Source organism: Streptomyces sp. NPDC096323, assembly GCF_040302845.1.
GTDB lineage: Bacteria > Actinomycetota > Actinomycetes > Streptomycetales > Streptomycetaceae > Streptomyces.
Map to the genome: position 1 here is coordinate 451,272 of NZ_JBEOSI010000002.1, position 16,248 is coordinate 467,519.

Annotated in this window: 12 protein-coding genes and 3 tRNA genes; 9 read left to right on the forward strand and 6 right to left on the reverse strand. The window is 71.2% G+C overall.

The window, feature by feature from the left end; genetic code table 11:
* Positions 1–25: 25 nt before the first annotated feature.
* The gene (locus tag ABTX18_RS06005) at positions 26–745 is read right to left on the reverse strand and encodes a SanA/YdcF family protein (protein ID WP_352121516.1); all 720 of its coding nucleotides are present in this window, start codon (positions 743–745) and stop codon (positions 26–28) included.
* A 118-nt stretch (positions 746–863) separates the two neighbouring features.
* On the opposite strand from ABTX18_RS06005, the gene ABTX18_RS06010 reads away from it, so the two are divergent.
* The 6 genes from ABTX18_RS06010 to ABTX18_RS06035 all read left to right on the forward strand — a co-directional run bounded on the left by ABTX18_RS06010 (position 864) and on the right by ABTX18_RS06035 (position 9,105).
* Positions 864–1,706: a Cof-type HAD-IIB family hydrolase gene (locus ABTX18_RS06010; protein ID WP_352121854.1), complete on the forward strand. Its 843-nt coding sequence runs from the start codon at positions 864–866 to the stop codon at positions 1,704–1,706.
* A gap of 89 nt (positions 1,707–1,795) precedes the next feature.
* Complete coding sequence (locus ABTX18_RS06015) at positions 1,796–2,737, forward strand: sirohydrochlorin chelatase (protein ID WP_352121517.1); 942 nt, start codon at positions 1,796–1,798, stop codon at positions 2,735–2,737.
* A gap of 36 nt (positions 2,738–2,773) precedes the next feature.
* Positions 2,774–4,102 (forward strand): deoxyguanosinetriphosphate triphosphohydrolase, encoded by a 1,329-nt coding sequence (locus ABTX18_RS06020; protein ID WP_352121518.1) that lies wholly within the window; start codon positions 2,774–2,776, stop codon positions 4,100–4,102.
* Between the two features lie 168 nt (positions 4,103–4,270).
* Entirely contained in the window at positions 4,271–5,530 is a 1,260-nt protein-coding gene (locus tag ABTX18_RS06025) for an NAD(P)/FAD-dependent oxidoreductase (RefSeq protein ID WP_352121519.1), read from the forward strand.
* A 325-nt stretch (positions 5,531–5,855) separates the two neighbouring features.
* The gene (gene dnaG / locus ABTX18_RS06030) at positions 5,856–7,757 is read left to right on the forward strand and encodes a DNA primase (protein WP_352121520.1); all 1,902 of its coding nucleotides are present in this window, start codon (positions 5,856–5,858) and stop codon (positions 7,755–7,757) included.
* Between the two features lie 223 nt (positions 7,758–7,980).
* Positions 7,981–9,105: an RNA polymerase sigma factor gene (locus ABTX18_RS06035; RefSeq protein ID WP_352121521.1), complete on the forward strand. Its 1,125-nt coding sequence runs from the start codon at positions 7,981–7,983 to the stop codon at positions 9,103–9,105.
* Between the two features lie 32 nt (positions 9,106–9,137).
* Here the strand turns inward: ABTX18_RS06035 and ABTX18_RS06040 are convergent, their stop codons facing one another.
* From ABTX18_RS06040 to ABTX18_RS06055, 4 genes are all read right to left on the reverse strand, one after another.
* On the reverse strand, positions 9,138–11,069 hold the full coding sequence (locus ABTX18_RS06040; RefSeq protein ID WP_352121522.1) for an ABC transporter ATP-binding protein: 1,932 nt from the start codon (positions 11,067–11,069) through the stop codon (positions 9,138–9,140).
* Positions 11,069–12,802 carry an ABC transporter ATP-binding protein gene (locus ABTX18_RS06045; RefSeq protein ID WP_352121523.1) on the reverse strand — a complete coding sequence of 578 codons (1,734 nt, stop codon included), beginning with the start codon at positions 12,800–12,802 and terminating at the stop codon, positions 11,069–11,071. Before ABTX18_RS06045 ends, ABTX18_RS06040 begins: the two co-directional genes overlap by 1 nt.
* A 157-nt stretch (positions 12,803–12,959) precedes the next feature.
* Positions 12,960–14,405 (reverse strand): FGGY family carbohydrate kinase, encoded by a 1,446-nt coding sequence (locus ABTX18_RS06050; protein ID WP_352121524.1) that lies wholly within the window; start codon positions 14,403–14,405, stop codon positions 12,960–12,962.
* A 69-nt stretch (positions 14,406–14,474) separates the two neighbouring features.
* A complete protein-coding gene (locus ABTX18_RS06055) occupies positions 14,475–14,774 on the reverse strand; it encodes a YtxH domain-containing protein (protein WP_352121855.1) in 300 nt (99 codons plus the stop codon).
* 180 nt (positions 14,775–14,954) lie between these two features.
* On the opposite strand from ABTX18_RS06055, the gene ABTX18_RS06060 reads away from it, so the two are divergent.
* The 3 genes from ABTX18_RS06060 to ABTX18_RS06070 all read left to right on the forward strand — a co-directional run bounded on the left by ABTX18_RS06060 (position 14,955) and on the right by ABTX18_RS06070 (position 15,427).
* Positions 14,955–15,027, forward strand: a tRNA-Asn gene (locus ABTX18_RS06060).
* Positions 15,028–15,032: 5 nt separating this feature from the next.
* A tRNA-Asn gene (locus ABTX18_RS06065) sits at positions 15,033–15,105 on the forward strand.
* Positions 15,106–15,350: 245 nt separating this feature from the next.
* A tRNA-Ile gene (locus tag ABTX18_RS06070) sits at positions 15,351–15,427 on the forward strand.
* Between the two features lie 253 nt (positions 15,428–15,680).
* On the opposite strand, the gene ABTX18_RS06075 is transcribed toward ABTX18_RS06070, so the two are convergent.
* Complete coding sequence (locus ABTX18_RS06075; protein ID WP_352121856.1) at positions 15,681–16,247, reverse strand: DUF305 domain-containing protein; 567 nt, start codon at positions 16,245–16,247, stop codon at positions 15,681–15,683.
* Position 16,248 lies beyond the last annotated feature (1 nt).

Genomic DNA, 16,248 nt, shown 5'->3' on the forward strand with positions numbered 1-16,248 from the left:
ACCCCGCGGTGAGGTGCGCGTACCGTCACCGGGCAGCCGCCCCCAGCGCATCCTCCACGCCGCGCTCCTTGGGCCCCAGGAAGTGCGGATCCGGCTCGAACAGGGCGTCCAGCGCGGCCTTGCCCGCCGCGAACACCTCCCGCGTTCCGCCGTAGTACCAGGTCACATCGTGTACGGCGTCGACCCCGACGCCGTACGCGTCGATTCCCGCGGCCCGGCACAGCGCGATCGCCCGCCGTATGTGGAACCCCTGGCTCACCAGCACGGCCCGCTCGACGCCGAAGATCTTCCTGGCCCGCACGCAGGAGTCCCAGGTGTCGAAGCCGGCGAAGTCGCTCACGATCCTGCTGTCCGGCACCCCGTGCGCGACCAGGAACGTGCGCATGGCGTCCGGCTCGTCGTACTCCACCCGGCTGTTGTCACCGGTCACCAGCACGACCTTCACCTTCCCGTCCCGGTACAGCCCCGCCGCCGTCCGGAGCCGGTTGGCGAGGTACGGGGACGGCTTGCCCTGCCACAGCCCCGCGCCGAACACCACCGCGACCTGCTGCGCGGGCACGTCCGCCGCCGTCCTGACCCGGGCATCGGCGACCGTGTGCAGCCAGGTGGCCGGGGCCAGGGCCAGCACACACGCCACCATCACGCCCTGCACGGCCAGGCGCCGCCCCCGCCGGGTCCGCGGCAGCCGGACGGCGGACCGCCGCAGCGCCCGGACCGCACGCCCTCCCCATGTCCTCATCCGCATCCGAGCCCCCACATCCCTGTCGTCGTGCCACACCGTCCCTCTCCCGCTTGACGAGCGGACGGCCGGATCGGTTCTCCGTCGCCACCATCGGTAGCATCGGCCGATGTTGCTCCCACGGCTGATCGCCTCAGATCTCGACGGCACCCTTCTCCGCAACGACGGCACCCTCTCCCCCCGCACCCGGCGCGCCCTGCGCACGGCCGAGGACGCCGGCGCGGAGATCGTCATCGTCACCGCGAGACCGCCCCGGTTCGTCGACCGCCTAGCCGAGGCCACCGGCCTGACCGGCACCGCGGTCTGCAGCAACGGGGCTCTCGTCTACGACATCGCGAGCCGCACCGTCGTCTCCTCCCGCGTCCTGTCCCTGGCCACGGCCCGGCAGGTGGCCACCGCACTGGCGGCCGCGCTGCCCGAGGTGGGCTTCGCCCTGGAGACCGGCAACCAGGTGCTGTACGAACCCGCCTACCGCCTCCGCATGTCCGAAGACGCCGGCGCCGAGCTCCCCGTCCCCTCCCTCGCCGACCTGTGGCTCACCGAGGCCCCCGTCACCAAGCTGCTCGCCTGGTCGGACCGGCTCGACGCCGACACCCTGCTGGCCGCCGCCCGCCAGGGCGCGGGCGACGAGGTGCAGCTCACCCACTCGGGTGGGCGCGGACTGCTGGAGATCAGCGCGCCCGGCGTCACGAAGGCCGGCACCCTGGAGGTGCTGTGCACCGCCCGGGGCATCGACGCGACCGAGGTCATCGCGTTCGGCGACATGCCCAACGACCTCACGGTCCTCTCCTGGGCGGGCACCGGCTACGCGATGGCCAACGCGCACCCCTCCGTGCTGGCCGCCGTGGCGGCGCACACCGCGACCAATGAGCAGGACGGGGTCGCCGCGGTCATCGAGCGGCTGTTCGCCGAGGGCGTGCGGCCGGCGGCCGCGGTCCGGGACGGCCACCTGACGCCGGGCGCCTGACATCGCACACGGGCTTCCCGTGAGGCGGCGGAAAACGGCTGTGACCGGCGCGCAACGACGCGGCAACCTGCGCCCGGCACCATCGGTCCATGACGCAGTCGGCACCGGATCGCCCACAGGAGTCCCTGCCCCTCGACAGCACGGCGCAACTGCTGACCCGTATCACCGCACAGCTCGGCACCCAGCTCAGCCTCGTCTCCCTGAACGGAACCCGACGGCCCATGGACCGCACCCCGCAGCAGCCCCCGCACAGCAACGTGAGCCCCCTGATACCCGCCGCCCCCGCACTCGTCGCCGTCGCCCACGGCAGCCGGGACCCGCGGGCGCTGCACACGGTGACGGAGCTCCTGGACCGGGTACGGGAACTGCGGCCGGGGCTCGACGTCCGGCTCGGCCACATCGAGCTCAACGAACCCCTCCTCCCGCACACCCTGCGCGCCCTGGGGAGCGGCGAGGCGGTCCTCGTACCGCTGCTGCTGGGACGCGGCTACCACGTGAAGCAGGACATCCCCGAGGCCGTCGCCGGCGCCCCCGCCCTGCGCACCCGTACCGCCGGCCCCCTCGGGCCGCACCCGTTCCTGATCGAGGCGCTCCACGGCCGGCTCACCGAGGCGGGCTGGCGGACCGAGGACGACGGCAACCGCGACAGCGCCGTGGTCCTGGCGGCCGCAGGCTCGCGCGACCCCGAATCGGCCGCCGACACCCGCCGCACCGCGCACCTGCTCAGCGAACGGCTCGGCGGGGTGCCCGTCGTGCCCGCGTACGCCTCCGCCGCGACGCCCACCGTCCAGACCGCCCTGCGCGCGCTGGCCGCCCGAGGCCGCCGACGGGTCGCCATCGCCTCGTACTTCACCGCCCCCGGACGCTTCGCCTCGGCCGCTGCGGCACAAGCGCCCTGGATCGCGGCCGCCCCGCTCGGCGCCCACCCGGCCATGGCACGCCTGCTGCTCCACCGCTACGACCAGGCCCGCGCGAGCGGCGCACCCGCGCACGAAACCCTGATGAACACACGTTTCCTCGCCTCCGCCTGAGCCGTCCTGTCAGTCCGGCGGATTAGTGTCGGCACCATGAACGGCACGGACGGCACGGACACCGCGTACGGCACACAGGACCCCGGCACGGCCCCCTACGGCGCCGCCGACGCGGAACGCTGGGACACCGAGCCGGACAAAAGGCCGGGCCGCACCGCCTTCCAGCGCGACCGCGCCCGCGTGCTGCACTCCGCGGCCCTGCGCAGGCTCGCCGGGAAGACCCAGGTCGTCACCCCGGGCACCCGCAGCCACGTCTGGGACGCCAGCCCGCGGACCCGGCTCACGCACTCGCTGGAGTGCGCGCAGGTCGGCCGCGAACTCGGCGCCGCGCTCGGCTGCGACCCCGACCTGGTCGAGACGGCCTGCCTCTCCCACGACATGGGCCACCCGCCCTTCGGGCACAACGGCGAACAGGCGCTCAACGACTTCGCCTCCGACTGCGGCGGCTTCGAGGGCAACGCCCAGTCGTTGCGGCTGCTGACCCGCCTCGAACCCAAGCGGTTCGTGCCCGACACCCGCACCGGCGAACTGGTCAGCGTCGGGCTCAACCTCACCCGCGCCGCGCTCGACGCCGCCACCAAGTACCCCTGGCCCCGCGGCGCCCATCCCACCGACCCCGGATCGCCGAAATTCGGGGTGTACGAGGACGACCTGCCGGTCTTCCACTGGTTCCGCGAGGGCGCCCCGCACGGCCGCAAGTGCTTCGAGGCCCAGGTCATGGACTGGTCCGACGACGTGGCGTACTCGGTCCACGACTTCGAGGACGGGCTGCACGCCGGGCACATCGACCCCAACTGCCTCGAAGCCGAGCCGGAGCGCCAGGACATCGCGTCCGTCGCCATCGGACGGTACGTCCCCGCCGACACCGACCCCCAGGAGCTGTCCGACGCGCTCGACCGGCTGATCGGCCAGGAGTGGTGGCCGCACGGCTACGACGGATCGGCCGTCGCCCAGGCCCGGCTCAAGGACGCCACGAGCCAGCTGATCGGCCGCTTCTGCCTCGCCGCCGAGAGCGCCACCCGCCAGGCCTACGGCACCGGACGCCTCGGCAGATACGGCGCGGAGCTCGTCGTGCCCCGCGAGACACGCAACGAATGCGCGGTCCTCAAGGCGGTCGCCGACCGCTACGTCATGCAGCGCGCCGAGCAGGAAGCGATCCGGGCCGACCAGCGGATCGTCATCGCCGAGCTGGCCGCGGCACTGACCGCCCGCGCCCCCGAAGGGCTGGAGCCCCAGCTGCGCGCGCTCTACGAGACCGCCCCCGACGACCGTGCCCGCAAGCGGGTCCTGGTCGACCAGATCGCCGCCCTGACCGACGCCTCGGCCCGCGCCCTGCACCACTCGCTCACCTCGCCCCGCGGCTGACGTGCTGGGTACACGTACCGTGACGCGCAGGGGCGCCGGCTTCATCCGCGCCAAACCGGCCCATGACCACTCGGTGTGACCTGATCGGGTCACACCCTCTTTCGCCATCACGCTGCGTGCGGGACGCTCGCAGTTGGCGCCGCGCAGCAAGCACCGAGGAGGCATCAAGTGGTCGACGCACATCGGACGTTCGTCATTGTCGGCGGAGGGCTGGCCGGAGCGAAGGCAGCGGAGACGCTCCGCGCGGAAGGATTCAGCGGCCGGGTCATCCTGATCGGCGATGAGCGCGACCATCCGTACGAACGCCCGCCGCTCTCCAAGGGCTACCTCGGCGGGAAGGAGGAACGCGACAGCGTCTTCGTCCACGAGACCGCCTGGTACGCCGGCGCCGACATCGAACTCCACCTCGGCCAGCCCGTCACCGCGCTGAACCGCGAAGCCCGCTCCGTGGAACTCGGCGACGGCACCGTCGTCCACTACGACAAGCTGCTCCTGGCCACCGGCGCCGAACCACGCCGCCTCGACATCCCCGGCACCGGCCTGGCGGGCGTCCACCACCTGCGCCGCCTCGCCCACGCCGACCGGCTGCGCAACGTGCTGGCCGCCCTCGGCCGCGACAACGGCCACCTGGTGATCGCCGGCGCCGGCTGGATCGGCCTGGAGGTCGCCGCGGCGGCCCGCGGATACGGCGCCGAGGTCACCGTCGTCGAACCGGAGGCCACCCCACTGCTCCGGGTCATCGGTCCCGAGCTCGGCCAGCTCTTCACCGACCTGCACAGCGACCACGGCGTCCGCTTCCACTTCGGCGGCCGGCTCACCGAGATCGTCGGCCAGGACGGCATGGTCCTCGCGGTCCGCACCGACGACGGCGAGGAACACCCCGCCCACGACGTCCTCGCCGCGATCGGCGCCGCACCGCGCGCCGCGCTCGCCGAGGCGGCGGGCCTGGACATCGCCCCCCGCGAGCAAGGCGGCGGCATCGCCGTCGACGCCTCGCTGCGCACCAGCGACCCGCACATCTTCGCGGCCGGTGACGTGGCCAACGTGGCCCATCCGCTGCTCGGCGGCCGGCTCCGCGTGGAGCACTGGGCCAATGCGCTGAACACCGGTCCGGCGGCGGCCCGCGCCATGCTCGGCCAGGACGTCGCCTACGACCGGGTCCCGTACTTCTTCTCCGACCAGTACGACCTCGGCCTCGAATACTCGGGCTGGGCGCCGCCGGGCAGCTACGACCAGGTCGTGATCCGCGGCGACGCGGGCAAGCGGGAGTTCATCGCGTTCTGGCTGAAGGACCGCAAGGTGCTGGCCGGCATGAACGTGAACGTGTGGGATGTCACGGAGCCCATCCAGCAACTCATCAAAAACGGCGACCCGATCGACCCGGACGCGCTGGCCGACCCGTCAGTAGGGCTGGCGTCCCTGACCTGAGTTTCCCCCTCCGGTGCGGGCCCCCCGCGGGGCGGCGCGCTACCCCGTTGTGTGTGTGGGGGCCGGGGTCCCTCCGGGGCGTCTCCTCGGACGACGAACGTTCGGTGGGTACGCAGCGGACCCGGGTGAACGCGCCATTTCTGAGGAGACGCCCCGGAGGGACCCCGCCCCCACCCGCCGGACGTGGGCGCACCCGCACCCCGCCGCGCACCCCGCGAGGGCACCCGCACCACAAGCCCGTCCGGCGCTTGAGGACGGAACCGGCCCGCCGGACCGGGGCGACGATGGAGACGGGCTGTCGTACCGCACCCGTAGACTTCACACCGTGGCAGGCAGGATCAACGATGACGACGTGAAGGCGGTCCGGGACGCGGTCCCGATCGACGCCGTCGTTTCGGAGTACCTCCAGCTGCGCAACGCGGGCGGGGGAAACCTCAAGGGCCTGTGCCCCTTCCACGACGAGAAGTCACCGTCGTTCCAGGTCAGTCCGAGCAAGGGTCTTTTCCACTGCTTCGGCTGCCAGGAGGGCGGCGACACGATCGCCTTCGTGCAGAAGATCGACCACCTGACGTTCGCGGAGGTCGTCGAGCGGCTCGCCGCGAAGGCCGGCATCACCCTGCGGTACGAGGAGGGCGGGTACAACCCGTCCCACCAGCGCGGCGAGCGGATCCGGCTGGTCGAGGCGCACAAGGCGGCCGCCCAGTTCTACGTGGAGCAGCTGGACGGCCCCGAGGCGGAGATCGGCCGCAAGTTCCTCGCGGAGCGCGGCTTCGATCAGGCGGCGGCCGCGCACTTCGGCGTGGGCTACAGCCCGGCGGGCTGGGACCACCTCACCCGGTACCTGCGCGGCAAGGGCTTCAGCGACAAGGAACTGATCGCCTCGGGCCTTTCCCAGGACGGCAGGCGCGGCCCCATAGACCGCTTCCGGGGCCGGCTGATGTGGCCGATCCGTGACACCTCGGGCGAGGTCGTCGGCTTCGGCGCCCGCAAGCTGCGCGACGACGACAACGGCCCGAAGTATCTGAACACCCCCGAGACGGCGATCTACAAGAAGTCCCAGGTGCTGTACGGCATCGACCTGGCGAAGAAGGACATCGCGAAGGCCAGCCGGGCCGTCGTCGTCGAGGGTTACACCGACGTGATGGCCTGCCACCTCGCCGGGGTCACCACCGCCATCGCCACGTGCGGCACGGCGTTCGGCGGCGACCACATCAAGATCCTCCGCCGCCTCCTGATGGACAACGGCAGCGCCCGGGTGATCTTCACCTTCGACGGGGACGCGGCCGGTCAGAAGGCCGCCCTGCGCGCCTTCGAGGACGACCAGAAGTTCGCGGCGGAGACGTACATCGCGATCGCTCCCGACAACATGGACCCGTGCGATCTGCGCCTGGCCAAGGGCGACGAGGCCGTCCGCGACCTGGTCGAACCCCGCACCCCGCTGTTCGAGTTCGCGCTCCGCCAGATCGTCGCCCGTTACGACCTGGAGACCCCGGCGGGGCGTGCCGCCGCGCTCGACGAGGCGGCCCCGGTCGTCGCCAAGATCAAGACGGGCAGCGTGCAGCGCGAGGTCGCCGTCCAGCTGGCCGGCTTCGTCGGCATCCTGGACCAGGAGTACGTCGTGCACCGGGTCAACCAGCTCGCCCAGTGGGCCCGGGGCCGGGGCGACCGGGGCCCCGCGCCCGCCGCGCGCGGCGGGTCCCGGCGCCAGGAGATCCAGGCGCCCGCCGCCTCCGCGGGCCCGGCGCTCAATCTCCGCAGCCCGGCCCACCGCACCGAGCGCGAGCTGCTCAAGCTCGCCCTGCAGAAGCCCGCCCTGGTCTCCCCGGCGTTCGACGCGTACGGGATCGACGAGTTCACCGCCCCGCCGTACGCCGCGGTCCGCCAGTGCATCGCGGAGGCGGGCGGAGCGGAGCTCGGCGTGCCCGAGACCCGCGAGTATCTCGTGCAGGTGCTCGACGCGACGCCCAACGACGCGGTGCGCAAGCTGGTCACGGAGCTCGCGGTCGAGGTCTTCCACGGCAAGTCGATCGACGAGGCGTACGCGGGCGAGCACCTGGTCAAGGTCCGTCTGCGCGCCGTCGACCGCCGGATCAACGAGGTCCAGGGCAGCCTGGCCCGTCTCGGCAGCAATGTGTCCCCGGACCACCTGGCCGCCGCGCAGAACGAGGTGTGGGTCCTCCAGCAGTACTCCCAGTCCCTGCGCAACCACGGCGCCGCCGCGCTCTGACGGCGCCCACCCGGCGGCCCGGGCCCGCCAACTCCCCGCGCCCGTACTGGTAATCGCCCGGTCACGGACCGGATCCAGAAAGTCCCCGCACGCCCCTCGTGGCGGCTGTGTGTCGTACCCCACACTGGGTGGCGGTGCCTGAGTCATCGGACGCGCGGCCGGCCCACCGAACGGTGGTCCTCCATTCCCGCGGTCCGGCAGCGATCACCTGGAGGTCGCCCCCGTGCAGACCCGGACCGTGACCGAAACCGAGCGTGTCCCGGCCATCCCCGTGCAGTCCCGGGCCGTTCACCACCCCGAGGCCGCGGCGGACCCGCCGACACCCCCGGCCGCCCCGCAGAATCCGCCCGAAGCACCACCTGACCCGCCCGAGGCCGTCATGGAGGAGTCGGAGCTCCCCGAACCACCGGAGCCGCGCGGCCGCCTCGAGACCGGCGGGCCGTCGTCCGATCTCTTCCGCCAGTATCTGCGCGAGATCGGCCGCATCCCGCTCCTTTCGGCCGCCGACGAGGTGGAACTCGCCCGCCGCGTCGAAGCCGGCCTGTTCGCCGAGGAGCACCTGGCCCGGACCCCGGACCCCGACACCCGGCTGGCCGTCGACCTGGACCGGCTGGTGGTCATGGGGCGGATGGCCAAGCGCCGCCTGATCGAGGCCAACCTCCGTCTCGTCGTCTCCGTGGCCAAGCGCTACGTGGGCCGCGGGCTGACGATGCTGGACCTGGTCCAGGAGGGGAACCTCGGGCTGATCCGGGCGGTGGAGAAGTTCGACTACGCCCGCGGCTACAAGTTCTCGACGTACGCGACCTGGTGGATCCGTCAGGCCATGTCCCGCGCCCTCGCCGACCAGGCGCGGACCATCAGGGTCCCGGTCCATGTCGTCGAGCTGATCAACCGCGTGGTCCGGGTCCAGCGCCGGATGCTCCAGGAGCGCGGCTACGAGCCGACGCCCGAGGAGGTCGCCGAGCAGCTGGATCTGACACCGGAACGGGTCGGGGAGGTCCTGCGCCTGGCCCAGGAACCGGTGTCCCTGCACGCCCCGGTCGGCGAGGAGGACGACGTCTCGCTCGGTGACCTCATCGAGGACGGGGACGCCGCGTCCCCGGTGGAGTCCGCGGCCTTCCTGCTGCTGCGCGAACACCTGGAGGCGGTGCTCTCCACGCTCAACGAGCGCGAGCGCAAAGTGGTCCAGCTGCGCTACGGACTGGCCGACGGGCGGCCGCGCACGCTGGAGGAGATAGGGCGGATCTTCGGCGTGACCCGCGAACGCATCCGGCAGATCGAGTCCAAGACCCTCAGCAAGCTGCGGGACCACGCCTTCGCCGACCAGCTCCGCGGCTACCTGGACTGAAAAGCGGTCCGGGCAGCCGCGGGGGCGGTCCGCTAGTCGACCTCGGCGACCGCCTGCGCGAACTGTGCCGCGTACAGCCGGGCGTACGCGCCCTTCGCGTCCAGCAGTTCGTCGTGCGTGCCCTGTTCGACGATGGAACCGTTCTCCATCACCAGGATGACGTCGGCGTCCCGGATGGTGGAGAGCCGGTGCGCGATCACGAAGCTCGTACGACCGTGGGCCAGGCCCGCCATCGCCTTCTGGATCAGCACCTCGGTACGGGTGTCGACGGAGCTGGTCGCCTCGTCGAGCACCAGTATCACCGGGTCGGACAGGAACGCCCGGGCGATGGTGATCAGCTGCTTCTCGCCCGCGCTGACGCCCGAGCCCTCGTCGTCGATGCGGGTGTCGTAGCCGTCGGGCAGGGTGCGGATGAACCGGTCGGCGTGGGCCGCCCGCGCCGCTTCCTCGATCTGCTCCCGGGTGACGTCGCCCGACGCCCCGTAGGCGATGTTCTCCGCGATGGTCCCGCCGAACAGCCAGGTGTCCTGGAGGACCATGCCGATGCCCGAGCGCAGGTCGTCGCGCGACATCTTCGCGATGTCGACCCCGTCGAGAGCGATCCGGCCGCCGGTCACCTCGTAGAACCGCATCAGCAGGTTGACCAGCGTCGTCTTGCCGGCGCCGGTCGGACCGACGATCGCCACCGTGTGGCCCGGCTCGACGCTCAGCGACAGATCCTCGATGAGCGGCTTCTCCGGGTCGTAACGGAACGAGACGTTCTCCAGGGACACGCTGCCGCGCAGCTCCCCGGGGTACTCCGCCTCGGCCTTCGCCGGGTCGGCGTCCTGCTCCTCGGCGTCCAGCAGCTCGAAGATCCGCTCGGCCGAAGCCACCCCGGACTGCACCAGGTTCGCCATCGAGGCGACCTGGGTCAGCGGCATGGAGAACTGCCGCGAGTACTGGATGAAGGCCTGCACATCACCGATCGACAGGGCGCCCGAGGCGACCCGGAGCCCGCCGACGACGGCGATCAGCACATAGTTGAGGTTCGACACGAACATCATCAGCGGCTGCATGATGCCGCTGTTGAACTGCGCCTTGAACCCGGCCTCGTACAGCGCGTCGTTCTGCTCGGCGAAGTCACGCGCCGACTCCTCCTGCCGCCCGAAGACCTTCACCAGGGTGTGGCCGGTGTACATCTCCTCGATGTGGGCGTTGAGCTTGCCCGTCACCTTCCACTGCTGGACGAACTGCGGCTGGGAGCGCTTGCCGACCCGTGTGGCCACGACCACCGACAGCGGCACCGTCACCAGCGCGATCAGCGCCAGCAGCGGCGAGATCCAGAACATCATCACGAGTACGCCGACGATGGTGAGCAGCGAGTTGATCAGCTGCCCCATCGTCTGCTGCAGCGTCTGCGAGATGTTGTCGATGTCGTTCGTCGCCCGGCTCAGCACCTCGCCGCGCTTGGCCCGGTCGAAGTACGACAGCGGCAGCCGCGACAGCTTCGTCTGGAGGTCCTCGCGGAGCTGGAACACGACCCGGTTGATCACCCGGATCGACAGCCGCGTCGATACGAGCATCAGCAGCCCGGCTCCGACGTACACGGTCAGCGCCATGAGCAGCACCTGGCCGATCGCGTCGAAGTCCATGCCCTGCCCCGGGGTGAAGTCCACCTTGGAGAGCATGTCGGCCAGGCCGTTGTTGCTGTGCCGCAGGCCCTCGACGGCCTGCTCCTTCGTCGTCCCGGCGTCCATGCCCCGGCCGACGACACCGGCGAACACCAGGTCGGTGGCCTTGCCGAGGATCTTCGGGCCGACCACCGACAGCGCCACACTCAGCGCCACGGCCACCAGCATCACGTACAGGGTGGCCTTCTCGGCCGCGAAGCGCTTCAGCAGCCGCTTCGTGGAGCCCTTGAAGTCCATGGACCGCTCGGTCGGCGCCCCGCCCGCCATCATGCGTCCGCCAGGCCCGGCCATTACGCGGCCTCCGCTTCCGTCAGCTGCGAGAGAACGATCTCCCGGTAGGTCTCATTGCCGTCCATCAGCTCGTGGTGGCTGCCGGAGCCGACGACGCGGCCCTCGTCCAGCACCAGGATCCGGTCCGCGTCGCGGATGGTGGACACCCGCTGCGCGACGATCACCACCGTCGCCCCCTGTGTCTCCCGCAACAGCGCCGCGCGCAGCGCCGCGTCCGTGGCGTAGTCCAGCGCCGAGAAGGAGTCGTCGAAGAGGTAGATCTCCGGCCGCTGCACCAGCGTCCGGGCGATCGAGAGCCGCTGCCGCTGTCCGCCGGAGACATTGGTGCCGCCCTGCGCGATCGGTGCGTCGAGGCCGTGCTCCAGTTGCTCGACGAACTCCTTGGCCTGCGCGATCTCCAGCGCGTGCCACAGCTCCTCGTCGGTCGCGTCCGGATTCCCGTACCGCAGATTCGTCGCGACCGTCCCGGAGAACAGGTACGGCTTCTGCGGGACGAGACTCACGGTCTTCGCCAGCAGCGCCGGATCCACCGTCCGTACGTCCGTCCCGTCGACCAGCACCTGGCCGTCCGTCACATCGAACAGCCGGGGTACGAGACCGAGCAGCGTCGACTTCCCGCTGCCCGTCGACCCGATGATCGCGGTCGTCTCACCGGCCCGCGCGACCAGGTCCACCGAGCGCAGCACCGGCTCCTCGGCGCCGGGGTAGCGGAAGTGCGCACCGCGCACCTCCAGATGCCCCCGGACCGTGAGCTCGCGCACCGGGTTCACCGGCGGCACCACGGAGGAATCGGTCTCCAGGACCTCCTGGATGCGCTCGGCGCAGACCTCGGCGCGCGGCACCATCATGAACATGAAGGTGGCCATCATCACCGACATGACGATCTGCATCAGATAGGAGAGGAACGCGGTCAGCGCGCCGATCTCCATCCCGCCGCTGTCGATCCGGTGCGCGCCGAACCAGACGACGGCGATCGACGACACGTTCACGACCGTCATCACGGTCGGGAACATCAGCGCCATCAGCCGGCCCGTGGACAGGGCCACGTCCGTCAGTTCGGTGTTGGCGCCCCGGAAGCGTTCCTCCTCGTAGTCGTCGCGGACGAAGGCGCGGATGACCCGGTTGCCGGTGATCTGCTCGCGCAGCACCCGGTTCACGGTGTCGAGCCGCTCCTGCATCGTCCGGAACAGCGGACGCATCCTCCGCACGATGAGGCTCACCGCGATGCCGAGGACCGGCACCACCGCGAGCAGCACCGCGGACAGCGGGACGTCCTGGCCGAGCGCCATGATGATGCCGCCGACGCACATGATCGGCGCCGACACCATCAGCGTGAACGTCATCAGGACCAGCATCTGGACCTGCTGCACGTCATTGGTCGTACGGGTGATCAGCGAAGGTGCGCCGAAGCGGCCGACCTCCCGCGCCGAGAACGACTGCACCCGGTCGAAGACCGAGGCCCGGATGTCGCGGCCCAGCGCGGACGCGGTACGGGCGCCGATGTAGACGGCCCCGATGTTGCACACCACCTGGGCGATACTGACGACGATCATGACGCCGCCGTACTGGACGATGTAGCCCGTGTCACCGCGGACGACACCGTTGTCAATGATGTCCGCGTTGAGGGTGGGCAGATAGAGCGTGGCGCAGGTCTGCAGCAGCTGGAAGACGACCAGCAGTGCGATCGGTTTCTTGTACGGACCGAGACAGGCCCGCAGGAGTTTTATGAGCACGCGTGTCTCTCGGGGTCGACGAGGTCGGGAGTCGACCCATTTTCGGGTACCGCGCACCGGGACAGCGAACGTTTTTATTCAAGTCCAGGTCAAAAAACAGACCCGGTCCACAATTTCCGGACCCGGTCGCGGCCGACCGTCACCGAGGGCAGTCGCCTCACCGCACCCTGTCGAAGGCCCCCGGGTGGATCTGGTCCCGCGTCGCCACGTACTGCTGGCGCACCGCCTTCCCGACCGGCAGCTCCTCGCCCGGCTCCAGCACCTGTGCGGCGGCCCCCTGCCACGCCGGGGGAGTGCGCCCGTCCAGCGTCCCCTTCGAGACGCCCAGCGCCCAGGCCGCCTGCCGGGCCGCACCCAGCGCCGCGTACTGGGCCGGCTGCGGCACGACCACCTGGGTGCCCAGCAGCGCCGGCGCCAGCCCCTGCACGGCCGGCAGTTCGGCGGCGGCGCCCAGCAGGAACACCCGCCGCACCTCCACCCCGCGGCCGCGCAGCACGTCCAGCGCGTCGGCCAGCGAGCACAGCATCCCCTCGAAGGCGGCCCGCGCCAGGTGCTCCGGCTTCATCGACTCACGCCGCAGCCCGCTCAGCGTTCCGGCGGTGTGCGGCAGATCCGGGGTGCGCTCACCCTCCAGATACGGCAGCAGTACGAGCCCCGAGGAGCCCGGCGTCGATTTCAGCGCCAGCGCCGACAGCTCCTCCAGCCCGTCAAGACCCAGCATCTCGGCAGTCCCGCGCAGGGCGCGTACCGCGTTCGACGTGTGGACCACCGGCAGATGCATCCCGGTCGCGTCGGCGAACGACGTGATCATCCCGGTCGGGTCCGCCAGCGCCTCGTGGTGCACCGCCATCACCGAACCCGAGGCCCCCAGCGACACCACCGCGTCACCGACCGCGACCCCGAGCCCGAACGCCGCCGCCATCGTCTCGCCCGTCCCCGCGGAGATCAGCAGCCCCTCGGGCGTCGTCCCCGCCGCGTCGGACGGACCGAGAACCTCCGGCAGCGCCGCCTGGCGTCCGAGCGCGAGCTCCACCAGGTCGGGCCGGTAGGACTCGCTGCCCGCCGACCAGTAACCCGTCCCGGAGGCGGCCCCGCGGTCGGTGGTCCGCCGGGCCGGCCGGCCCAGCAGCTGCCACACCAGCCAGTCGTGCGGCTGCAGCACCGCGGCGACCCGCTGCGCCATGTCCGGCTCGGTCCGGGCCAGCCAGCGCAGCTTCGACACGGGCTGAGCGGCCTGCGGCACCGACCCGACCGCCTCCGCCCAGGCCTGCCGCCCGCCGAGCCCGTCGATCAGATCGGCCGCGGCGACCTGCGCCCGCCGGTCGTTGCCGAGCAGTGCGGGACGTACGAGGTTGCCCTGGTGGTCCAGCGGCACGAGCCCGTGCTGCTGCGCCGACACACCGATGGCCTGCACCCCCTCGAGCAGCCCGCCGGCGGCGGCCTCACCGAGGGAGAGCAGCCACGCCTGAGGATCGACCTCGGTGGCCTTCGCGTCGACGGGATGTGCGGCGTATCCCTGGCGCAGTACGGCACCCGTGTCCGTATCGCAGACCACGATGTGCGTGAAGGCGGAAGAACTGTCCAAGCCGGCGACTATGCCCATACACAGATTCTGCCGCACCCCCGGAGGTTTCCCGACCGGTGGTGCGGCAGACGTGCGATGCGTGCTGACTCAGGTGTTGGTGGTCCCCCAGTCGTCCTCGCCGTTCGCCCCGCGCCCGCGCTTGGACCGCATCCGGTCCGCCACCGACGCCGGCACCTTGTCGCCGACCTTCTCCTCGACCGCGTGGTACGCCTTCCCGGCGAACTGGCGGCCGCTCTGGGCCGCCGTCTCGCAGGTGTTGCGCACGGCCGGGTTCTGGGCGAACTGGCGTGCGGACTTCTTCAGCTGCTCGTAACGCTCGCGCCCGGCACGCGTGCCGAGCACGTAACCGAGGGCCACTCCGGCGATGAACGTGAGCCGGTACCGCATGGCTGCCACCCTTCCTTCGCTCCGTGCGACGTGTGCTGCCCGCCTACCCGCGGACGCCCGAGATCACCCCGGGCGATACCGATTGGCAAAGCACCCCCCTGCTTGCGCTAATGTATGTGTCGCAGCGAACGCGCGCCGCCCGGCAGCAGCCAGGCAGGTACGTTCGAGGCAACGCCACAATCCCCTGTAGCTCAATTGGCAGAGCAGCCGGCTGTTAACCGGCAGGTTACTGGTTCGAGTCCAGTCGGGGGAGCGCGATCCCCTGTAGCTCAATTGGCAGAGCATTCGGCTGTTAACCGGAGGGTTACTGGTTCGAGTCCAGTCGGGGGAGCGAGACGGAAGAGGACCCTGCGGGGTCCTTTTTCGTATGCCCGGAGCCGGCCCGTGAGGCGCCTGTCACGGTGGTGCCGGTGGGGCCGGAGTGACTCTTTCGCGTCAACTTGCCTCCGCCCGGAACCGGGCAGCGGGCAGCGCGGTCTTCATGGTCATGAGTAGCCGGGCAGTCGGAGCGAGAGATCGTATGACCGGCTATGCTGCGGCAGACGGCGCGTACACATGTACGCGCCACGCCGAAACGGGGCGGTAGCTCAGCCGGTTAGAGCAGCGGACTCATAATCCGTCGGCCGTGGGTTCGAGTCCCACCCGCCCCACCAGTTTTGTCCTGCGGAAACGTTCTGCCCTGCGGAAACGTTTCGCGGCTGTCTTCCACGGTGAGCCCGAGCGTCTCCCCCTGGCAACCGTGGGGAATACCTTGTCCGCCTGAACCGCGCATGTGCGCGGATGGCTGCGTACAAGGCGAAACCACGCCGGGTCCACCCGGAGCACGTCAGCCAGGACTCCGGACCTTCGGAACAGGAGGCCCGGCCCTCCGCACCCCGGTGGTCCGCGAGGCGATGGACGTCCTGGTCACGCGCCCGGCCCGGGCGCCACCGCTGTCTTCTCGCCGGACGTCGCAGGCTGTGCTGCTCGCAGCTTGTCCAGCCGGGTGGTCTGCTCGGCCGTGGTCCTCGCGATGGCTGCGGCCAGTTCCGTCGCCTCGTCGGCCTGGCCATGGGTCTGCTCGCCGGCGCAGAGCAACCGGGACTGCTTGAAGCCGGCGCGCAGCGCGTCCGTGAGAATCCGGTCGAACGCCTGGCCGTTCGCGGCAGCCGCCTTTTCGAGGGTGCCGAGGCTCACCATGCCCGGCATGTCGTGCCCCTCGTGGGGGTGGGTATCGGGGACGCCTGAGAGACGCAGCACCGCGCGCAGTCGGCGCAGGTCTCCGCGCAGCGTCGATCCGGTCTTCGCCGCCAGCTCGGCCAGGCTCGGGTCCGTCGTGCGGGAGGGTGCCAGATCGGTCAGGAGTTGTGCGCGCTCGGTCATGGGGATCATCAACAGGATCCAAGCGGTGTCGGTAGCGTTGAAGGCCGGTCCCGGCGACGCGCCGGCCGTCGGCTGCGAGGTGCACCCGACGGCCGGCAGCGCCACCACCATG